The 14,878-nt window shown below is 64.2% G+C and carries 22 protein-coding genes; 8 read left to right on the forward strand and 14 right to left on the reverse strand.

Annotated elements, in window-relative coordinates; genetic code table 11:
* Positions 1-365 precede the first annotated feature (365 nt).
* Positions 366-716 carry a hypothetical protein gene (locus MKK70_RS04810; protein ID WP_243946116.1) on the forward strand — a complete coding sequence of 117 codons (351 nt, stop codon included), beginning with the start codon at positions 366-368 and terminating at the stop codon, positions 714-716.
* Between the two features lie 156 nt (positions 717-872).
* Complete coding sequence (locus tag MKK70_RS04815; protein WP_243946117.1) at positions 873-1,058, forward strand: hypothetical protein; 186 nt, start codon at positions 873-875, stop codon at positions 1,056-1,058.
* Positions 1,059-2,005: 947 nt separating this feature from the next.
* Here the strand turns inward: MKK70_RS04815 and MKK70_RS04820 are convergent.
* The 13 genes from MKK70_RS04820 to MKK70_RS04880 form a co-directional block, all read right to left on the reverse strand.
* Entirely contained in the window at positions 2,006-2,281 is a 276-nt protein-coding gene (locus MKK70_RS04820) for a hypothetical protein (RefSeq protein ID WP_243946118.1), read from the reverse strand.
* A gap of 844 nt (positions 2,282-3,125) precedes the next feature.
* The gene (locus tag MKK70_RS04825) at positions 3,126-3,632 is read right to left on the reverse strand and encodes an HD domain-containing protein (RefSeq protein ID WP_243946119.1); all 507 of its coding nucleotides are present in this window, start codon (positions 3,630-3,632) and stop codon (positions 3,126-3,128) included.
* A 4-nt stretch (positions 3,633-3,636) separates the two neighbouring features.
* Positions 3,637-4,632 (reverse strand): hypothetical protein, encoded by a 996-nt coding sequence (locus MKK70_RS04830; RefSeq protein WP_243946120.1) that lies wholly within the window; start codon positions 4,630-4,632, stop codon positions 3,637-3,639.
* Positions 4,633-4,708: 76 nt separating this feature from the next.
* The gene (locus MKK70_RS04835; protein WP_243946121.1) at positions 4,709-5,101 is read right to left on the reverse strand and encodes a hypothetical protein; all 393 of its coding nucleotides are present in this window, start codon (positions 5,099-5,101) and stop codon (positions 4,709-4,711) included.
* 444 nt (positions 5,102-5,545) lie between these two features.
* Positions 5,546-6,484, reverse strand: coding sequence for a trypsin-like peptidase domain-containing protein (locus tag MKK70_RS04840; RefSeq protein WP_243946122.1), 939 nt, complete (start codon positions 6,482-6,484; stop codon positions 5,546-5,548).
* 140 nt (positions 6,485-6,624) lie between these two features.
* Complete coding sequence (locus MKK70_RS04845) at positions 6,625-7,059, reverse strand: hypothetical protein (protein ID WP_243946123.1); 435 nt, start codon at positions 7,057-7,059, stop codon at positions 6,625-6,627.
* Positions 7,059-7,769, reverse strand: a complete 711-nt coding sequence (locus MKK70_RS04850) for a hypothetical protein (RefSeq protein ID WP_243946124.1) — start codon at positions 7,767-7,769, stop codon at positions 7,059-7,061. The genes MKK70_RS04845 and MKK70_RS04850 overlap by 1 nt, the downstream gene beginning before the upstream one ends.
* Before the next feature lie 458 nt (positions 7,770-8,227).
* A complete protein-coding gene (locus tag MKK70_RS04855) occupies positions 8,228-8,776 on the reverse strand; it encodes a helix-turn-helix domain-containing protein (RefSeq protein ID WP_243946126.1) in 549 nt (182 codons plus the stop codon).
* A 443-nt stretch (positions 8,777-9,219) separates the two neighbouring features.
* Positions 9,220-10,077 carry an MT-A70 family methyltransferase gene (locus MKK70_RS04860; RefSeq protein ID WP_243946128.1) on the reverse strand — a complete coding sequence of 286 codons (858 nt, stop codon included), beginning with the start codon at positions 10,075-10,077 and terminating at the stop codon, positions 9,220-9,222.
* A gap of 335 nt (positions 10,078-10,412) precedes the next feature.
* Complete coding sequence (locus MKK70_RS04865) at positions 10,413-10,610, reverse strand: hypothetical protein (RefSeq protein ID WP_243946130.1); 198 nt, start codon at positions 10,608-10,610, stop codon at positions 10,413-10,415.
* The gene (locus MKK70_RS04870) at positions 10,607-10,930 is read right to left on the reverse strand and encodes a hypothetical protein (RefSeq protein ID WP_243946132.1); all 324 of its coding nucleotides are present in this window, start codon (positions 10,928-10,930) and stop codon (positions 10,607-10,609) included. Before MKK70_RS04870 ends, MKK70_RS04865 begins: the two co-directional genes overlap by 4 nt.
* Positions 10,931-11,138: 208 nt before the next feature.
* Positions 11,139-11,327 carry a hypothetical protein gene (locus tag MKK70_RS04875; RefSeq protein WP_243946134.1) on the reverse strand — a complete coding sequence of 63 codons (189 nt, stop codon included), beginning with the start codon at positions 11,325-11,327 and terminating at the stop codon, positions 11,139-11,141.
* Between the two features lies 1 nt (position 11,328).
* A complete protein-coding gene (locus MKK70_RS04880; protein ID WP_243946135.1) occupies positions 11,329-11,511 on the reverse strand; it encodes a hypothetical protein in 183 nt (60 codons plus the stop codon).
* Positions 11,512-11,739: 228 nt separating this feature from the next.
* On the opposite strand from MKK70_RS04880, the gene MKK70_RS04885 reads away from it, so the two are divergent.
* Positions 11,740-12,045: a hypothetical protein gene (locus MKK70_RS04885; RefSeq protein WP_243946137.1), complete on the forward strand. Its 306-nt coding sequence runs from the start codon at positions 11,740-11,742 to the stop codon at positions 12,043-12,045.
* Between the two features lie 22 nt (positions 12,046-12,067).
* On the opposite strand, the gene MKK70_RS04890 is transcribed toward MKK70_RS04885, so the two are convergent.
* Positions 12,068-12,316, reverse strand: a complete 249-nt coding sequence (locus MKK70_RS04890; protein ID WP_243946138.1) for a helix-turn-helix domain-containing protein — start codon at positions 12,314-12,316, stop codon at positions 12,068-12,070.
* Between the two features lie 81 nt (positions 12,317-12,397).
* Between MKK70_RS04890 and MKK70_RS04895 the strand changes: the two genes are divergently transcribed.
* The 5 genes from MKK70_RS04895 to MKK70_RS04915 all read left to right on the forward strand — a co-directional run bounded on the left by MKK70_RS04895 (position 12,398) and on the right by MKK70_RS04915 (position 14,877).
* Complete coding sequence (locus MKK70_RS04895) at positions 12,398-13,090, forward strand: helix-turn-helix transcriptional regulator (protein ID WP_279603523.1); 693 nt, start codon at positions 12,398-12,400, stop codon at positions 13,088-13,090.
* 581 nt (positions 13,091-13,671) lie between these two features.
* Positions 13,672-14,091: an HNH endonuclease gene (locus MKK70_RS04900; protein ID WP_243946141.1), complete on the forward strand. Its 420-nt coding sequence runs from the start codon at positions 13,672-13,674 to the stop codon at positions 14,089-14,091.
* Positions 14,091-14,246 carry a hypothetical protein gene (locus MKK70_RS04905; RefSeq protein ID WP_243946142.1) on the forward strand — a complete coding sequence of 52 codons (156 nt, stop codon included), beginning with the start codon at positions 14,091-14,093 and terminating at the stop codon, positions 14,244-14,246. The genes MKK70_RS04900 and MKK70_RS04905 overlap by 1 nt, the downstream gene beginning before the upstream one ends.
* Entirely contained in the window at positions 14,246-14,515 is a 270-nt protein-coding gene (locus MKK70_RS04910; RefSeq protein ID WP_243946143.1) for a hypothetical protein, read from the forward strand. The genes MKK70_RS04905 and MKK70_RS04910 overlap by 1 nt, the downstream gene beginning before the upstream one ends.
* Positions 14,512-14,877 carry a hypothetical protein gene (locus MKK70_RS04915; RefSeq protein WP_243946144.1) on the forward strand — a complete coding sequence of 122 codons (366 nt, stop codon included), beginning with the start codon at positions 14,512-14,514 and terminating at the stop codon, positions 14,875-14,877. The genes MKK70_RS04910 and MKK70_RS04915 overlap by 4 nt, the downstream gene beginning before the upstream one ends.
* Position 14,878 lies beyond the last annotated feature (1 nt).

Here is a 14,878-nt window from a genome sequence, read left to right on the forward strand (position 1 = left end):
GACCGGATCTTCACCTCCTACGACGACATCCTCGATCGGTGTTGTGAGGCCTGGAAACGCTTCGTCGCCCAACCCTGGCTCATCATGTCCATCGGACTGCGCCAGTGGGCCTATCGGTTATGATCAATGCCGGTTGGTATAACGGGGTCATTACGAGGGAAAAGGCAGCCGCCCACGCGTCTCGCGATCCTGGTCTGATGACGGGCTTCGCCCATCGGGTCTCGAGGTGAACAGGAGCAGGACGGGAAGCGCCTACGTTTGAAGGTTTGGGCGGTGCAATTCCTTAAGATCGCTCATCCAAGATTGATGACAGACGATTCGGTACTCCTTTCGCCGTATGCGGTCATCGATATCGAGGCCATCAAATGCGCCATACCGTGATTGCACTGTTTGCTTCAGTAAGCATCATCAGCCCGTCGGTTGCACAAACGCGATATGCAGCGATCCACCCGCAGCCCACGCTTCTGAGCACGGAAGGCGTTCAAGAGGCTTCTCAGCCTGCCGACCTCGGATCAACGATGAGCGAGGCGAACGCAAAATCCCGTGGTCGGATGGATATGTTCGATCGGCGCATCGCAGCGAGTGGAAATCGCGCGCTCCGTTCCGTGTGCCGCAACTGCGCAACGACGGCCAAATGGGCTCCTCGGCGCATCGTAGCCAGAGCGGAAAGCCGCGAGTTCCCCATCGCGGATCCGGCTGCAGCGCCCGATCAATAGGAGCTTCACCCCGTAGCTAGCGCTACTCTTATCGTGACTATGAGCGCCTTCCTTAGTGCGTAATTTCCGCTGTTTGAACGGTTTGGACCGCCATGGCGTTTAGACCAGCGAAGCACCTAAGCTAAGCAATAAAAGTGCTGCTCGCCGATGGTAGAAATGATGGATGAGGAAGCCGAGAACTCCGTTCAAGCGGATCGGATCACGCCGCTCGAGCGCCTGCGAGCACGATTGACGGTGTGGGCAACTTTTGGGCTGCTCTTGATCTTTTTCACGATCACCATCGCCCTGTGGGGCTATGCAGCGTGGTGGATGTTTATGAAGCTGGTTGGCTTATTCGCCTGATAGCTTGTGCTCTGGCGCTACAGGCGCCTGGTGGCACCACACCGCAAACTCGACAGTGCCTGCGAGCCAAAGGGCGCTGACCAGGATAGCAGTGTTGAATGTGATGCTCATGCCCGCAGTCTCCCCCACATTTGTTAAAAAGAGGTGGCGCTCGAATTACGTAAGTAGCAACGAAATTCGTTGCTGCACTGCGACGTGGCGACACCACGGGCACACCACTGCTCTGGGTCGGACGTCGGCAGAAGCCGCACCGGAGGTCTACATGCCAGCCTTCTCCGCTTGGCGGAGCAGCCAACCGTGCAATAGCTTCACCTTTGGACCACCTCATGGGGGCCGATCACCCCGAGGCGTCGAATTTTGGTTCCGACAAGGGGAGTTAGCGGAAGCGGCTGGGGCCCCAGTCAGGCCAATTATCGTACGGCTACGCCGAGTGGCCGAGCGTGTGGCTGAACCTCTTCCTGCGACCTTGCGTTAGGCCGCCGGAGGAAGGGTTCCATGTCCTGGTCGAAGGTGCTGCTCGCCGCCCTGTTGATCGTAGCGTCATCGATTGTCGAAACGAGAGCTCAGGGTATGGCCCTAACAGCTCCGAGGATGACAGATCCATCGCCTGAGGCTGTTCCAGCCGGACCCAAACGGGGGCGATCGGTACCAAACAACGAAGCGCCAAACCCGTATGGCCGGCTACCCAATCAAGCCACTGGTCCGAAACGTGAGCCACGAACGGTGCGCGACATCTGCATCGGTTGCTGATGTCGCTGATCAGCCCCGCGCCGCGCCTGGCTTGGCCTGCACGCGATCCCGGATCACTACCTGACCCGAGCGGATGCCGAGGCGGTGTGTTCCGGGCTGGATTTAAGGCAGCAGCGGCATGCCGATCGCGCGGACGGGGTCGCCGAGCAACTGGTCCACGGCAGCAGTGATCGTTATCTGATGCAGTGCGCTTCGGATCAGGCGCGCTGCGCGCTGGCCCGGCGCCGTTCCTGATCGCGGTGGATCGCGCTCGGGATAGGCAGCTTCGGGCGTCGCGCCGGCGCGGCCCCGCCGTCACCGGCATGCCGCGGCCAGGAGCCGGTGATGTTGCGATAGAGCCTGCGGGCTTGGTCACGGATCTCCCCGAATTCGGCCAGGCAGGTCTCGGCGGTGCGACGGTGGTCGGGAAGACGATATCGATCGGTCGCCTGGCACAAGCCGAGCAGACGCTTCTCGATGTCCTGGCTGGTCACGGCCGCGGATCCGTCATCGGGTCGATCCTATCAGATCGCGCCCGGCACGGGGAGCGGAAGAGGGTGCCGGATAACGCGCCGGCGCGCGCCCGTCAGGGAAGAGGTGATGACTGGCTGGCCGCATAGCCGTCCGCACCAGCTTGGCGCTGGATTTAGGTCGGCCATCGGGATTGGCGCTAGTCATCGAACGCCCGCGAGGGCGATCCGCACGGCGTGAGCCGTTTTCGAGTGAATGGCCTCTATCGGCCGATGGTGCTGCGGCGCGGCGGCTCGGGCATCGAAGGCCCGGCTCCCCGTGGTGAGGCCGCTATATCTGACTGGTCTGGATGCCGGCGGGCGAGAGCTAGCGCTTCATAGCTGGCCTCCCCGGTCGGCGGTCGGTGTTTCCGAAGTTCACGAACCAACAGGTCCGGAAACGACAACGGCCCCGCGCGGGGTTCCGCCGGGGCCGTCTGAAACTTCTGCCTCATCCGTATATGTCAAGCGACAAACCGCAGTCAAGCGGCGCACATATAGTTTCCGCCAAACCCTCGCCTGGCTTAGCGCGCCAGGGTACCTATCGCCGCAAAACTGGAGTTGGATGATGACGGTGCGATGTCTCGTGTCCCGCGAAAACGGCGCGGCTCCTACGGAACATGTCTTTGCGATAGTGCCGCGCGTCGGCGAGATCACGAGCCTGCCCGGGCAACCGCATGTTTACGAAGTGACAAAGGTGCGGCACACACCGATTTGGCCGAACAACACAGCCCACGAGCCGACCGTGCTCATCACTGAAGCTGTTCGACAGCAAGGCTAATCGTATTCATAAGAGATTGCGCTGCTCAATCCAGCGCTCGTCATCAATTCACGGCGCCATCGGACGCTGTGGATAGCCCAACGCTTCCGCGGCCACGCGGAGGCGGGCCATAGACGCACCGTAGCGCAACGCCAGCTTCTCACTTCCGCCTGGCAGGGGCCGGCTGGGGCTCGCGTTGTCCTCGTTGTCGGAGAGCTTGATCAGGATGGCGCCGAGGTTGCCGCTGTCGATGATCTTCGCCACCCGCTCGTCGTAGGTCACGCGGTTCTCAGGCTTCGTAAGCAGCTCCACCATCGCGACGACGCGGGGCGCGTAGCCCGCGTGGAGCAAGTCGGTCGCGGTGGTGGCGGTATCCTCAATCACGTCGTGGAGCCAAGCCGCCTGGACGACGGAGTCGACGTCGATCGGCAAGCGTGCGACCGCCGCCATGACCGCCCGCTGCTCGGCGGCATCCGCGACCCGCCTGAGGTGCTCGACGTAGGGCTGGCCGGCCTTGTCGACTTGGCCAGCATGCCGGGCCCGCGCGAGCAGCTCGGCGTCGACGGACGTCCGCATCGGTTCAGCCCCTGGCCGCCTCGGCGCCCTCGGCCGCCTTCATCGCCGGGCGCTTCGTTGGGCTGTTCCGCCGACGATGCGCCAGGAGCCGTTGAACGAGGGCGTCCTCCTGCTGGTTCCGCAGCTTCTTCCGGCTCGACGGGTTGTCGAGGATCCGGCGGGGCTTCCCGGCATCAACCTCGCCCGCCCACGGCCGCTGCGCCGCCGCCGGTGGCAGCACGCCGATGCTGGCGAGTTTACCCGACAGGCGGTGCGCCAGCAGGTCGACGGCCGCCCACCAGGCCGCATAGTCGGCGCGCTCGATGAGGATCGCCTTCGCGCTCTCCCACTCGATCGCGCAGTAGGCGCCGCTCGGGTAGCGATCCTTGCCCTCGGCGCCGGCAATCTTTTCGACGCCGTTCCGCACCACGTAGATGATGGGCTGGCCCTTGGAGCCGACGACGGCTGCAGGCTCCGGACTCCGCGCGAAGGTCGGGCGCGCACCGAGCCGGGCCTTGATCCGCACAAGGTCGAACAGCTGCCCCATGGACTGAGCCATGGCCGCATGCTCGTCGAGGCCGGGCGGCAGGTGGGTGAGGAGGCCGAGCTCGCCGTCGAAGTGGTGACCCTGGAAGCTCCGCAGCTCCTCGACCGCCGCCTCGATGATCAGAGCGTCCGGGTGCGCCTCGCCCATGGCTGCCGGGAAGCCCGGCTCGCGACTGAAGTTTTCGACCCGGCCACCGAGCGCGCAGATCCTGAACATCGGCGAGATCGACGAGTACTCCTGCGGGCCGCCCGCGTCGTCACGATCGCGGCGCTTCGGCAGTTCCTCGCGGAAGGCCCAAGTGAGGGCGTCCTCGATGTCCATCACCCGCTTGTTGGGGATGGCGTCGCGGCGCGTGCCGATCGGCGGGGCGTGGACGCGGCTCTGGCGGACGCCGGAGGCGTGCCGGCCAACCGGCATGCGGCGCTCAGGCGGAAGGGCGTGGGTGGTGATGCTGGACGATGCCGAAGCGGTCACGGTGGTCCCCGATGTTCTGTCCCGATCTGGAACGATCGAGCAACATGCACGTGATCCGGCCGCAGTTTTCCCACTGTCAAGTGCGCTTCACAGCCGCGTGAGCCTTCGCGATCGCCGCGTTGATGCCGGCGGCGATCTCGGCGGCTGCCTCGTCGCGCAAGCGGTAGGCGGTGGTCGACGATCCGTATTTAACCGGCCGGCCTCGGATGCTCTCCTGGAAGCTCGCGCCGTCGGCTCGGCACTTCGCCCAGAGGAGCAGGATGTCCCGCTTCCGCTCCCACTGCGGATCGCCGAGCAGGAGGTAGTCGTTCAGCCAGTTTAGCGGCCGGATCTCGGCCGCGCTGCGCGTGGCCGGGTTCGTGCCGAAGGCACGCTTTAGCCAGAGCAGGACGTCCCCGCTCGTCCAGCTCGGGGTGTGTCCAAGCCATATGGGGAGAGGCGGATCTGGACCTTCAGGCCGGTTGAGCATTCAGCTTCAGGATCTCGACGGACATCATAGGGTGGCAGAAAGGGCCCGCGTGGTTCTGCCCCGGCGATCAAGGCGGGCGTTACCGCAGGCTTCCTTAACCACCGGGCGGCATTGTCCTGAATGGCTGTTGTCCCATCTGCGGGCGCGCTTTTCTGCCATGAACGGAACAGGCTCGGTTGCCGCCTCTCGCGGACCGAGCCTGTTTCATTTGGCCGATACCCCCTCCGCCCTGTCGGGCTAGGTGCCAGGTAGGGTTTTCCTGGCGTTAAATTTCCAGGCACGCAATCCCGACACGTCCGTGCTTGGCGGGGATCGTTGTTGGAATGCCGATGTCGAGGCGTCGGGAAAACGAACGCTTTTCTGACCATTTATAGCGCTGCTCCCACCGCATGATAGTGAGGCCCATAAAGCGTCAAGCATCCGTCCTGATAGTCTTTACACCACTCATATAGGTTTGATATTAAGACCTATTACATCGATCCCTTCCCAAACCAACTCTACTCGATCAATGCCGCCCATATTTATTATTCCGCGCTTGGCCAGTTCCAGTACCGTTGTTTGTATTTTACCTCGACCAACCCCAAAGTCGTACTCGCACTTGCAGCACAATACAGGGAGAAGACTGCAAACGTACGATAATGGATCGGCTTCTATGTTGTCTATGTTCGGCCCCGAATCGAAACATACCATTCCAAATACGATGCCTGACATACTGACAACAGGACCGCCACTCATCCCACCAAGAAAATTTGCATTCGTTTCAAAAACAGGGAAAGCTAGAATACTTCCACGGCCCTTCCAAAGATGTTGCTTGATTACCCCATGGCTCCACCAGGCTTTACACATGAAAGAAGCCTTCTTTCCTTCCTCAAAATCAAGACGCGGCTCATCTACAACTATCCCGAATGCGTCAATCGGAGTTCCAACCGGGGGTGGGGCAGCATGTAACATTGGTACACGAGCATTTCCAAATCCCTCCTGTCTAATAGGGTGGATTTCTAGTAGTGCAATATCTGATAATGGAGATTTCGATATATAAATGACTGATGCAGCTACTGACGGGCCTTTGATTTTACGAGAAAGTTGAATTTCTAAACCAAATCCGAGCGCAGCTTGGACGTTAGGATTTCGCCTTAAGCGTTCTTGGAATGCTTGCTCTCCACCCGGTTGGAGTTCGTTGATTAAATCTTCTATGACGTGCCATGCAGTAACTGCAAACTCATTGCTTATAAAAAATACTGTTCCAATCGAATATACATACTTATTACCAATGGCACCTAGCAAGCCAACGTCAAAATGAAGCAATGAGAAATCAAATTCGACTAAGTGCGATGAATCATAATTGGGACTTCCGTCCTGATTTATTGATTGAGGGCGGCGCATCTCTAGTCCTTCATTCTTATTAGGGCGATAATATAATATAGCGCTATCAGGCCGGCGTATACCATACGCCTAAGATTAATGTCGTAAAAACGCCCGTTTGGCCGGACTACTAGATATTGTTAGGCGGGAGTCGCCTCCGCCTACTTGCCGTCAAGCTGCCCGGCTGCTGCTGGTACCGGGTCCGGTCGATCCTCCCAGTTGTAGAAGGTGCCGACACCACGAGCTGCGTGCTGGACAACTACATGCCGCTGGCCGTCGATGTCCCATTCCAGCCACTCGATCTCACCGGCGCCCCAACGCCTCAGAAAGGCGCGGGCGGCGGCCATGGCCTGGCCGAGTGTGGCGAACGTGACCTCGTGCTCGAGGTCGTAGCAGCGCGCCGCGGCGGGTGAGAGGTTGTCGGACTCGCTGCCCGGCCACTGGTCCCAGGCCCCGCGCTCCCGGTGACGGACGCAAAGCTTTCCGTCGAACCCGAAGTCCCCGAGATTGGTGACCGCGATCTCCCAGCGGGCATCGCGGATCACGGGCTCGTCCTTGACGAGGTTGAGGCGGAAGTCGGCTTCGCGCATCGGCATCACTCGACCTCCGCCGGCGCACGCGACCCGATCTTGCGGGCGAGCTCGTCGCTGATGGGGAGGCGGCCCCACATCAGCGGCCTTCGGCCATTCGCCTTCGCATGGGCCCGCTCCTGGGCACGGAAATACGCGTTGGCTTGAGCCATGGATGCGCGTTCGGGCGAGAGTTCTTCCTCCGTCGATGCGGACACATCCGCATCGTCATCGCGCATGTCGGGTTTCATCGACTCCCAGTGCGCGACGGCGTTGGCGCGGTGCCCGTCGGTGGCGCCGTTGTCGTAGGGCTCTGCCTCGAGCACGGTGTCGATCCGGCCCAGCTCGGTGTCGATCGGCAGGAGGATGTGCCGGCACTCGGCGACCAGGTCGTGCGTGGAGGGCACGTCGCGGCCATCCCACAGGCAGCGCCAGCCGGGCTTCCCGAAGGCCTGCCGCGCCCGCTCGACCGCCCAGGTCGGCACGTCGCCCAGTACCTCGATGTAGAGGGCGAGCCGCAGACCGGCCGCCTTCTCGGTGAGCGTGCCGTACTCCCGGCTGCGGGCGAGCAGCAGGGTCAGCACGCGGTTGAGCTCGGGCCCGGGCGTCGGGACGAGGCTCGCCCGCAGCTCGGCCCGCCGCTTCTCCAGCCAGGCGCGCGCATCACCGGCCGGAGCCTGCACGGCGGGGATGCGCCGGCGCCGGAAGTCCTCCGGATGATCCTCGAGCCGGTTCACGAAGGCGCCCGTGAAGCGATCCATCTCCGGCGTCATCGTCGAAGGTGGCGCAGGCAGCCGGCGTGCGGTCATGGCCGAGGCCGAAGGTGGCGAGGATGTCAGCTGGGTCATCGGGGACTCCGATCATGTCGGCGGCGAGGGAGAGCATGCCGTTCGTCGAGCGGCGGGCGGGGGAGGGCGCGGTGGCGCGGCGCGTCTCGCGGGCGGCACGCTCGGCGGCCTCCCGAAGCGCGGTGTCGAGGATCCCGTCGAAGGCGAGCGACCAGTCCGCCTTCCGGGCGAGCGGCCGGTGCGCGTTAGCCAGCGACCAGCGCCGCACGGATTCGGCGGTCGCCCGGACGAAGCGGCGATCGAAGCCGGCAGCTTCGGCGGTGGCGTAATGGCGCTCTGCCGGCGCGAAATCGTCGGGACAGAGGGAAGCTCGGGGAGAGGGAGCCCCCTTGGGGGCCGTGGTCGCGTCAGCGGACGCGGGGGGGAGCGACGAGTCCCGAATCTCTCCTGGGGGATTCCCTGGTGGATTCTCTGGGGGATTCCTTTGGGGGTGACAGCAGTGTCACCCGTCGGGTGTCAGCGCTGTCACCCGTTCGGGTGACGGACACGGCTTCGGAACCGCGCTCGACGGGTGACTGTGTGTCACCCGTCCCCCCATCGTCGCGGCCCGTCGCGCCACCGCTGTCACCCGTTGGCGCTCCTCCGGGTCCGGGTGGGCGCTTGTCGGGGCCGGGGCCCCGTCTGGGTACGCCGCGGAGGTGCAGGACGTAGATGTTGCCCTTCCGATCGCCCGAGGTGTTCGGCTCGACGTGCAGGACGTCGAGCTCCTCCAGGATCTTCAGCTTGCGCTGGACGGTGCGCTCAGACTGCGAGCACTGGAGAGCCAGGGTCGGGATCTTCGGCCAGCACCGGCCGCTCACTGGGTCGGCATAGTCGGCCAGCACCATCGCGACGAGCTTGGCGACCCCGTCGGGGATGTTGGTCCGCATGATGTGGCTGATGGCTTCGACGCTCATGAGGGCTGCATTCGTTCGGGCAAAAGCTCAGCGGTCGGCCGCGAAGCTGGTCAGGCCTCGGGCACGCGAAAACCCGTCGCTGGAATCGCTGGTGCGATCGGCGGTCGGGCGGGTTCGGATGGAGAGCTCGCAGCGCAGGCCGCCGGAGATCCCGCCGAAAAGGACGGCGTTCGGGATCGATCGGAGGAGGCCTGCGGGATGGGTCGGCTTCGGCCGGACCGGGCCGTTCAGTGCGGGTCCGAGGTCGAGCACAGCCAGCAGGGCGCGCGAGGTGCGTGAGCCAGGCGCGGGGGCCCGCGGGGCAGGGGCCAGAAGCGCTCCGAGAATCGAGTCCGATTCCGAGTCTGGATGGAGTCGACGCTGGTCTGCGGCGCTCCAGAGGCCATGCTAGGCTCCGGGGCCGGGTGACGCCTGAGGCGTCGGATGCGCGTGCGCGACTGCTGTCATTCCGCGGCCTCGAGCATGGCCGCCGGCGCCGGCTGGTAAAGGTTCGTGAAGTCGGGCCGCGCCAGGCGCTGGAAGGCCTCGCCGAAGGGCGGGTAGCTGCAGGCACGGACCAGGTCGTAGAAGCCCTCCGGCTTCACGCTGTTCTCGCCGACCGGCCAATCGTGGTCGGTTCGCATGCCGCGCGCCGGCGCGCGCGTGCGCAGCTCGCCGCGGACCGCGAACAGGACCTGCTCCGTCGAGTTCCGGAAGTAGCGGCCGAGCCCGATGTCCCGCTTCGTCCAGGTCAGCACGGTCTTGTACTGGAAGCCCCAGAGCGCGATCAGCTCGGCCGCCACGGTAACCGTGTTGTTCGTCGCCCAGAGGTAGAGGTGGCAGTTCTCCTCGGCCCAGCCGGCGACCGGCATCGCGCGAATCTCGTCGAGCGACATCAGCGCATAGTCGTGGCCGGCAGCCTCCGAGATGTTGTCCTCGGCCCTGGGTGGGTCGACCACCAGGGTGCGGAAGCGGCCGGCGGCCGGAACCAGATTCAGGACCCGCGCCTCGTCGTGGGCGCGCAGCAGCTTGGTGTGCGGGCCGTTGACCTTGCCGGTCCGGTCCATCTCGTCGCGGAGCGGCCCGAAGCGCTCGGGGTCGGCCTCGGCCGCCCGGCAGATGTCACCGATCTTCTCGAGCTGACGGCCGGAGATGTCGAAGTGGGCCGCGATCCGGTCCATCAGCCGCGAAGGGTGCGAAACTTTCGCACCCTTGCCGCCGGCCGCCATGCGCGCTCGCGCCTCGGCCTGCTCGCTTTCGAGCAGGGCTAGGCCCATCGCGTGAATCTGGCTCGGTCGGAACAGGTTCTGGACGCGACGCATCAACGTGCCCTGGTGGGGAGACGGATTCCGAGTGGAGCGGGCGCCGGCAGGGCGGCGCCCCGCGCTCATGCCGGTGCGAATCCAGGCAGGAGGTCGAAAGCGGCCTGCGCAGTGGGCGCCGCGATCGGCGCCGGTGGCGCGGCTTGGTCCGGCGCCACGTAGCCGGCCTCCCTCGGGAAGCGCATCGTCGGTGGGACGCACGGCGTGCAGAACCAGACGTCGTTCGGGAATCCGCGCTCAGCCCAGAGCTCGCCGCAGCCCGGACGGTGACAGGGATGGTCCGGCGGCTGGAAGGCCGGGCGCGCCAGCGCAGGGAGCTTCGATACGGCCATCGCTCAGACGCCCGGCGGGGGGTGAAGGTCGGTGTGCTGGTCGCGCGACCAGAGGCGCGGATCCCACTCGCGGGCGCGGTCCTGGCACCGGCGGGCGCACCAGAGGATCGGCGTGCCGACCCAGCCGATCGCCAGGAACGGCACGGCGAGCAGCTGCAGGCAGGCGGCGATGGCCCGAAGGGCGTAGGCGACGGCGATCATCGGCCGCCCCAGAGGTCGCTGAGCTGCTGCCGGATCGTGGCCGCCTGCCGCTCGAGCCGCGCCTGACGGCACACCCGCGCCGCCTCCTGGAGGGAGGCCGGCGACGCGTCAGGGTTCACGAACACGAACAGCTCGGGCCCATAGACCTCGATCAGACGGTGGTAGGTGTTGCCCGACGGCGAGGAATTGCCCGCCAGCCACTTCTCGACCGTCTTGGCAGAGATCCCGGTGTCGGCCTCGACGCCAAGCGCCGCCTTCTGCGGGTGGATCGCGCGTAGGAACTCAGCGATGCGCGCACCGAAAATCTGGGTGTCGATCACCCCAAGGTTTCGGAAAACGCCCTCAGATCTTCGCATGGTCTTCCCCGATGCTGTGTGCATCGAGGACGGGCGGCCGTAGGGGCCGGCCGGGAGCAGCGAGGCGGTCATCGGCCGGACCTCGCGAGGAGGTTGAACAGACTATGGGAAAGCGCGCGCACCAGGGCTGCCAGGCTGACGGGTGCGGGCGGGAAGGCGAGGGCGGTTCGCTTCATGCGAGCCGCCCGATCGCTGTAGCGACGAGCGCGATCGCGCCGGCGGTGCAGGACAGCGCCCGGACGCCGTCGACGGCGATCAGGCCGACATCGCCCTCGGACAGGGATTCGCGCAGGTGCAGGCCGGAGCTGAGAGCAAACAGCACCAGTGCAGCAGCGGATGCGAAAAGGAACGCCGCCTCCACGTTAGGTCCCCATCGACCAGATCAGGAAGCCGAGCCCGGCGAGCAGGCTCCAGCTGGAAAGCTGGACGCAGGTGCGGACGCCCTCACGATCGCCGTGCCGCTGGCGTCGATCGGCCAGGACCGCGAACAGCGCCGCCCAGCTGGCGGCCTCGATCGCGAGGACCGGGAGAAGCCAAGCCGGCATCAGGCGGCTCCCGAAAAGGCCGGAGCCCGAAGGCCCCGGCTAAGTCTAGGGAGGAAACGCCCGCCATGGGCTCTCCGGTCGGCGGATGCCCTCCAACCGACCGAAGCTGAGACTGTCCGCCCAAGGCGGACCAGGAACACGCAAACACGGGCGAGGTGCGGAGCATGATGCTCGGCAGCCTCGCCCGGCCCGCTACCATCGAGAGTGCGAGGCACGATGGAGCTGGTAATGGACGCGGAAGAGACGTTCGCCTTCGCGGTCGAAACGTCGGCCGAGATCGAGGTCCTCCGCCAGGCGGTGGCGTACCTAATGACACGCGCCCTGCTACCGATGTCGGTGGCCGGCCGCGAGGCGGCGCTCACTACGTTCGTGGAAGAGGTCGGCGAAATGCCGCCGAACCCCGACCCGGTGAGCCCAAAAGCGACCCAGTTCTTCGAGGCGATCGCCGCAGCAATGCCGGACCACGCCGCTCGCTTCGCCGGCAGCGTACGCGGGGTCCTGGCGCAGTACCCGCCCGGAACGACCATCGACTGAAGCACGGAGAGGGAGCGCAACATCACGCGGCCTCGCCGGAATGGGGGGCGGGCTCGGCATCATGAAGACCGACCGCATCTGCCGTCGCCTGAAGGAAGTCATTAGGCGTTACTTCGCCGTGAGTTTCTTGAGCAATACGCTCCAGCACATCCCATTCAGGCCGGCGATCACCAGACTTATAGCGCCACAAAGTTTGACGGCTGACGCCAATTCGCTCCGCGAATACAGCGTCCTTTATCTCTTGAGCGGCAAGGTAGTCGGCGAGTCTCATGCGGTAAGAATGTCACCAAACCGGTGACTCCGCAAGCGCTGTCACCAACACGGTGCGTGGCGGCGTCGCCAGCGAGGAGACATGCTCCCAGACGTGGAACCAAAATACCCGAACGGCCTGCGAGAGGCCCTGCAACGAGCTGGCATGACCGGCTCTGAACTTGCTCGGCTCCTTGAGACCAACAGACAAAATGTGTCGCGATGGGTAAGCGGGACCCGCGAGTTGGTACCTGCTGTCGCGCAGCAAATTGCGCCTTTGCTCCAAACAACATCCGCAGAATTGTTGCTTCTCAGATCAACGGAGCGGTTCAGCGTGCCATTGGGGGGAAAGATTGTCGGAGGTGGTGCCATTGATGTTTCAACCGACCAGCACGAACCCGGCCTAGAATACGAGATAGAACTGTCCGTTCGTGTGCCTGATGCTACAGTTGCATATCAGGTAATTGGCGAGTCTATGATGCCGGTTTACCGGCCTGATACCGTCATCATATGCCGAGCGCATACTAAGGTGATTGATCCATTGGTCGGTAAGGAGTTGGCCGTAGCTACCGTTGACCATGGACGTATGCTCAAGGTGGTGCATCCAGGGTCAACGCCTGGGCACTACGATCTTTCAAGCTTTAATGCGACGACGATGCGGGACGTTCGCCTAGAATGGGTGGCGCGCATAGCTGCAATTATTCCGGCTGACGAATGGAGGATTTTAGAACGCCGCTCGCAAGTCAATGCCGATATGCGTACACGCCTTCAAAAGCCGTCTAAGAGGCAAAAATGAGCGTCGGCGAACAGGAAGGCCGTCCTGCTGCATACCGACAGGATCTTGCGCTCGATGGCTTTAAGAACGAAGTCGGCCCCGTTGATACTGGCGGAAGCAAAATCCTATTCGCCATTAGGTTGATTGTTGGATTGCCCATTCTTCTTGTGAGTTTGGCGGCCCTCGTCCTTGGATTTTGGCAAATAACAATTGTTGGAGTTCTTATATCTTTCGGCTTATTGCGTTCGCGTCGATCACCGAAGCCTCAGCGTATAGGCGTTTGGGAAGGCAATTGCCCACGATGTAATTCGCTAACGTATGTTTATGCTCCTGCATTGGCCGACCATTTCCAATTTGGCTGCCCTAGCTGCACGCGGTCGATCCTTCTAAAGGGTCAGAGGTTCGTCGCTGTTTGAAGTCGGCTGGCAGTTGATGCCGAAACACAGACGCTGCCTAGGGTAATTTCCCTGGATCCAATCCACAGATCGTATCAGGGTTGGCGCTGGCGATCTGTCACCAAATCGGCACCAAATGCTTGACCTGTCACCATCACGGTGACATCATATGCCCATCGTCGCTCTCCGAGCCGATGGAGCTACCCCGTGCGAGCCAGCCCCCGAACTAATTTCTCCAGTCCCATTCGTAAGGCCGCGCTGACGCGCGCCGATCGTCGCTGCGAGGCGGACTTTCCTTGGGGCGAGCGCTGCCCCTGCATCCTCCGTCCCGGCTACTATCGCTTCGACCACATCATTCCTGATGCGATCGGCGGCTCCGCCACCCTGGAGAACTGTCAGGTCATCTGCGTCGACTGCGATGCTGCGAAGTACCCTTCTGACCGGGTGGTGATCGATCGGACCCGCCGGGTCCAGGACCGCCACGAGGGCACCCGCACCGTGCCTCGCCGCCCGATGGCGGGCGGCCGCCGCTCCGACGTGAAGCGCACCCTCGGCGGTCAGCTCGTCTTTCGCGCCACCGGTGCTCTCGCATCCCGCCCGGCCTCGATCGACGTGAGGTCGCTGTGATGGCGCTCCTCATCGCGCTGCTCGCCGTCGCCCTCATCGTAGCCGCGACGCTCCTGACCGGCCGTCGCCGGTTCGCCGCGACCCGGCTGCTGTCGGGCGTCCTGCTAGGGCTCGCACTGGCCCAGTTTCTCTCGACTGTCGGGATGGTGCGCTGATGGTCGACCGCCCTTCGCACGCCAGGGCGCATCCGCTCGCCGGCCGCGTCGTGATCCCGAACAGCAGCCTGCACTACGGCGGTCCCGTCCAGGTCGTCGACTGGATGGATCGCGAGCCGTGCCTCTCCATCGAGGCCGCCCATCGCGTGACGGGCTGGTATCGGCCCGACGAGAACTCGGTGCTGATCCGCGATCGGATGGGGTTCGCGCTTCTGCCGTCCGAGGACCTCCCCGCCTACGACCCCCAGCCCGCGGGGTACGTGTCGTGAGCCGCCACGTCATCGTCGACCGGCCGAGCCTGCAGCTCGTACTCGGCTTCGACCACATGCTGCGCTCGTTCTTCGGCCAGGTCTTCAACCCGGCGAATAAGCGCCGGGAGGGCATGGCCGTCGGCGGATGGCCCACGCGCTCCGGGCTCGGCACGCGCCGCCCGGCGAGAACAATCGAGGAGGCCGGCGAGGACCTGCGCCTACTGATCGCGTGGGCGAAGCACCACCAACCCGCAGGTGTCGGTGAGGACGCCTGGTCGGCCCACCTGCGCTCGATCCGTACGGTCCTGATGCGCGAGTGGGACGACGGCACGGACAGCGCGACGCCGCCGATCCCGGTGGCCCTGCAGGAAGGCCGCTGAC

It is taken from the genome of Methylobacterium sp. E-041, from assembly GCF_022829665.1.
GTDB lineage: Bacteria > Pseudomonadota > Alphaproteobacteria > Rhizobiales > Beijerinckiaceae > Methylobacterium.

Excerpts from the sequence above, each read along its gene's own strand:
- MKK70_RS04810 (WP_243946116.1), top strand. The coding sequence starts at position 366 with ATGCGCCATACCGTGATTGCACTGTTTGCTTCAGTAAGCATCATCAGC.
- MKK70_RS04815 (WP_243946117.1), top strand. The coding sequence starts at position 873 with ATGATGGATGAGGAAGCCGAGAACTCCGTTCAAGCGGATCGGATCACG.
- MKK70_RS04825 (WP_243946119.1), bottom strand. The coding sequence starts at position 3,632 with ATGCGGACGTCCGTCGACGCCGAGCTGCTCGCGCGGGCCCGGCATGCT.
- MKK70_RS04835 (WP_243946121.1), bottom strand. The coding sequence starts at position 5,101 with ATGCTCAACCGGCCTGAAGGTCCAGATCCGCCTCTCCCCATATGGCTT.
- MKK70_RS04840 (WP_243946122.1), bottom strand. The coding sequence starts at position 6,484 with ATGCGCCGCCCTCAATCAATAAATCAGGACGGAAGTCCCAATTATGAT.
- MKK70_RS04845 (WP_243946123.1), bottom strand. The coding sequence starts at position 7,059 with ATGCCGATGCGCGAAGCCGACTTCCGCCTCAACCTCGTCAAGGACGAG.
- MKK70_RS04855 (WP_243946126.1), bottom strand. The coding sequence starts at position 8,776 with ATGAGCGTCGAAGCCATCAGCCACATCATGCGGACCAACATCCCCGAC.
- MKK70_RS04860 (WP_243946128.1), bottom strand. The coding sequence starts at position 10,077 with ATGCGTCGCGTCCAGAACCTGTTCCGACCGAGCCAGATTCACGCGATG.
- MKK70_RS04865 (WP_243946130.1), bottom strand. The coding sequence starts at position 10,610 with ATGATCGCCGTCGCCTACGCCCTTCGGGCCATCGCCGCCTGCCTGCAG.
- MKK70_RS04880 (WP_243946135.1), bottom strand. The coding sequence starts at position 11,511 with ATGCCGGCTTGGCTTCTCCCGGTCCTCGCGATCGAGGCCGCCAGCTGG.
- MKK70_RS04885 (WP_243946137.1), top strand. The coding sequence starts at position 11,740 with ATGGACGCGGAAGAGACGTTCGCCTTCGCGGTCGAAACGTCGGCCGAG.
- MKK70_RS04890 (WP_243946138.1), bottom strand. The coding sequence starts at position 12,316 with ATGAGACTCGCCGACTACCTTGCCGCTCAAGAGATAAAGGACGCTGTA.
- MKK70_RS04895 (WP_279603523.1), top strand. The coding sequence starts at position 12,398 with ATGCTCCCAGACGTGGAACCAAAATACCCGAACGGCCTGCGAGAGGCC.
- MKK70_RS04905 (WP_243946142.1), top strand. The coding sequence starts at position 14,091 with ATGGCGCTCCTCATCGCGCTGCTCGCCGTCGCCCTCATCGTAGCCGCG.
- MKK70_RS04910 (WP_243946143.1), top strand. The coding sequence starts at position 14,246 with ATGGTCGACCGCCCTTCGCACGCCAGGGCGCATCCGCTCGCCGGCCGC.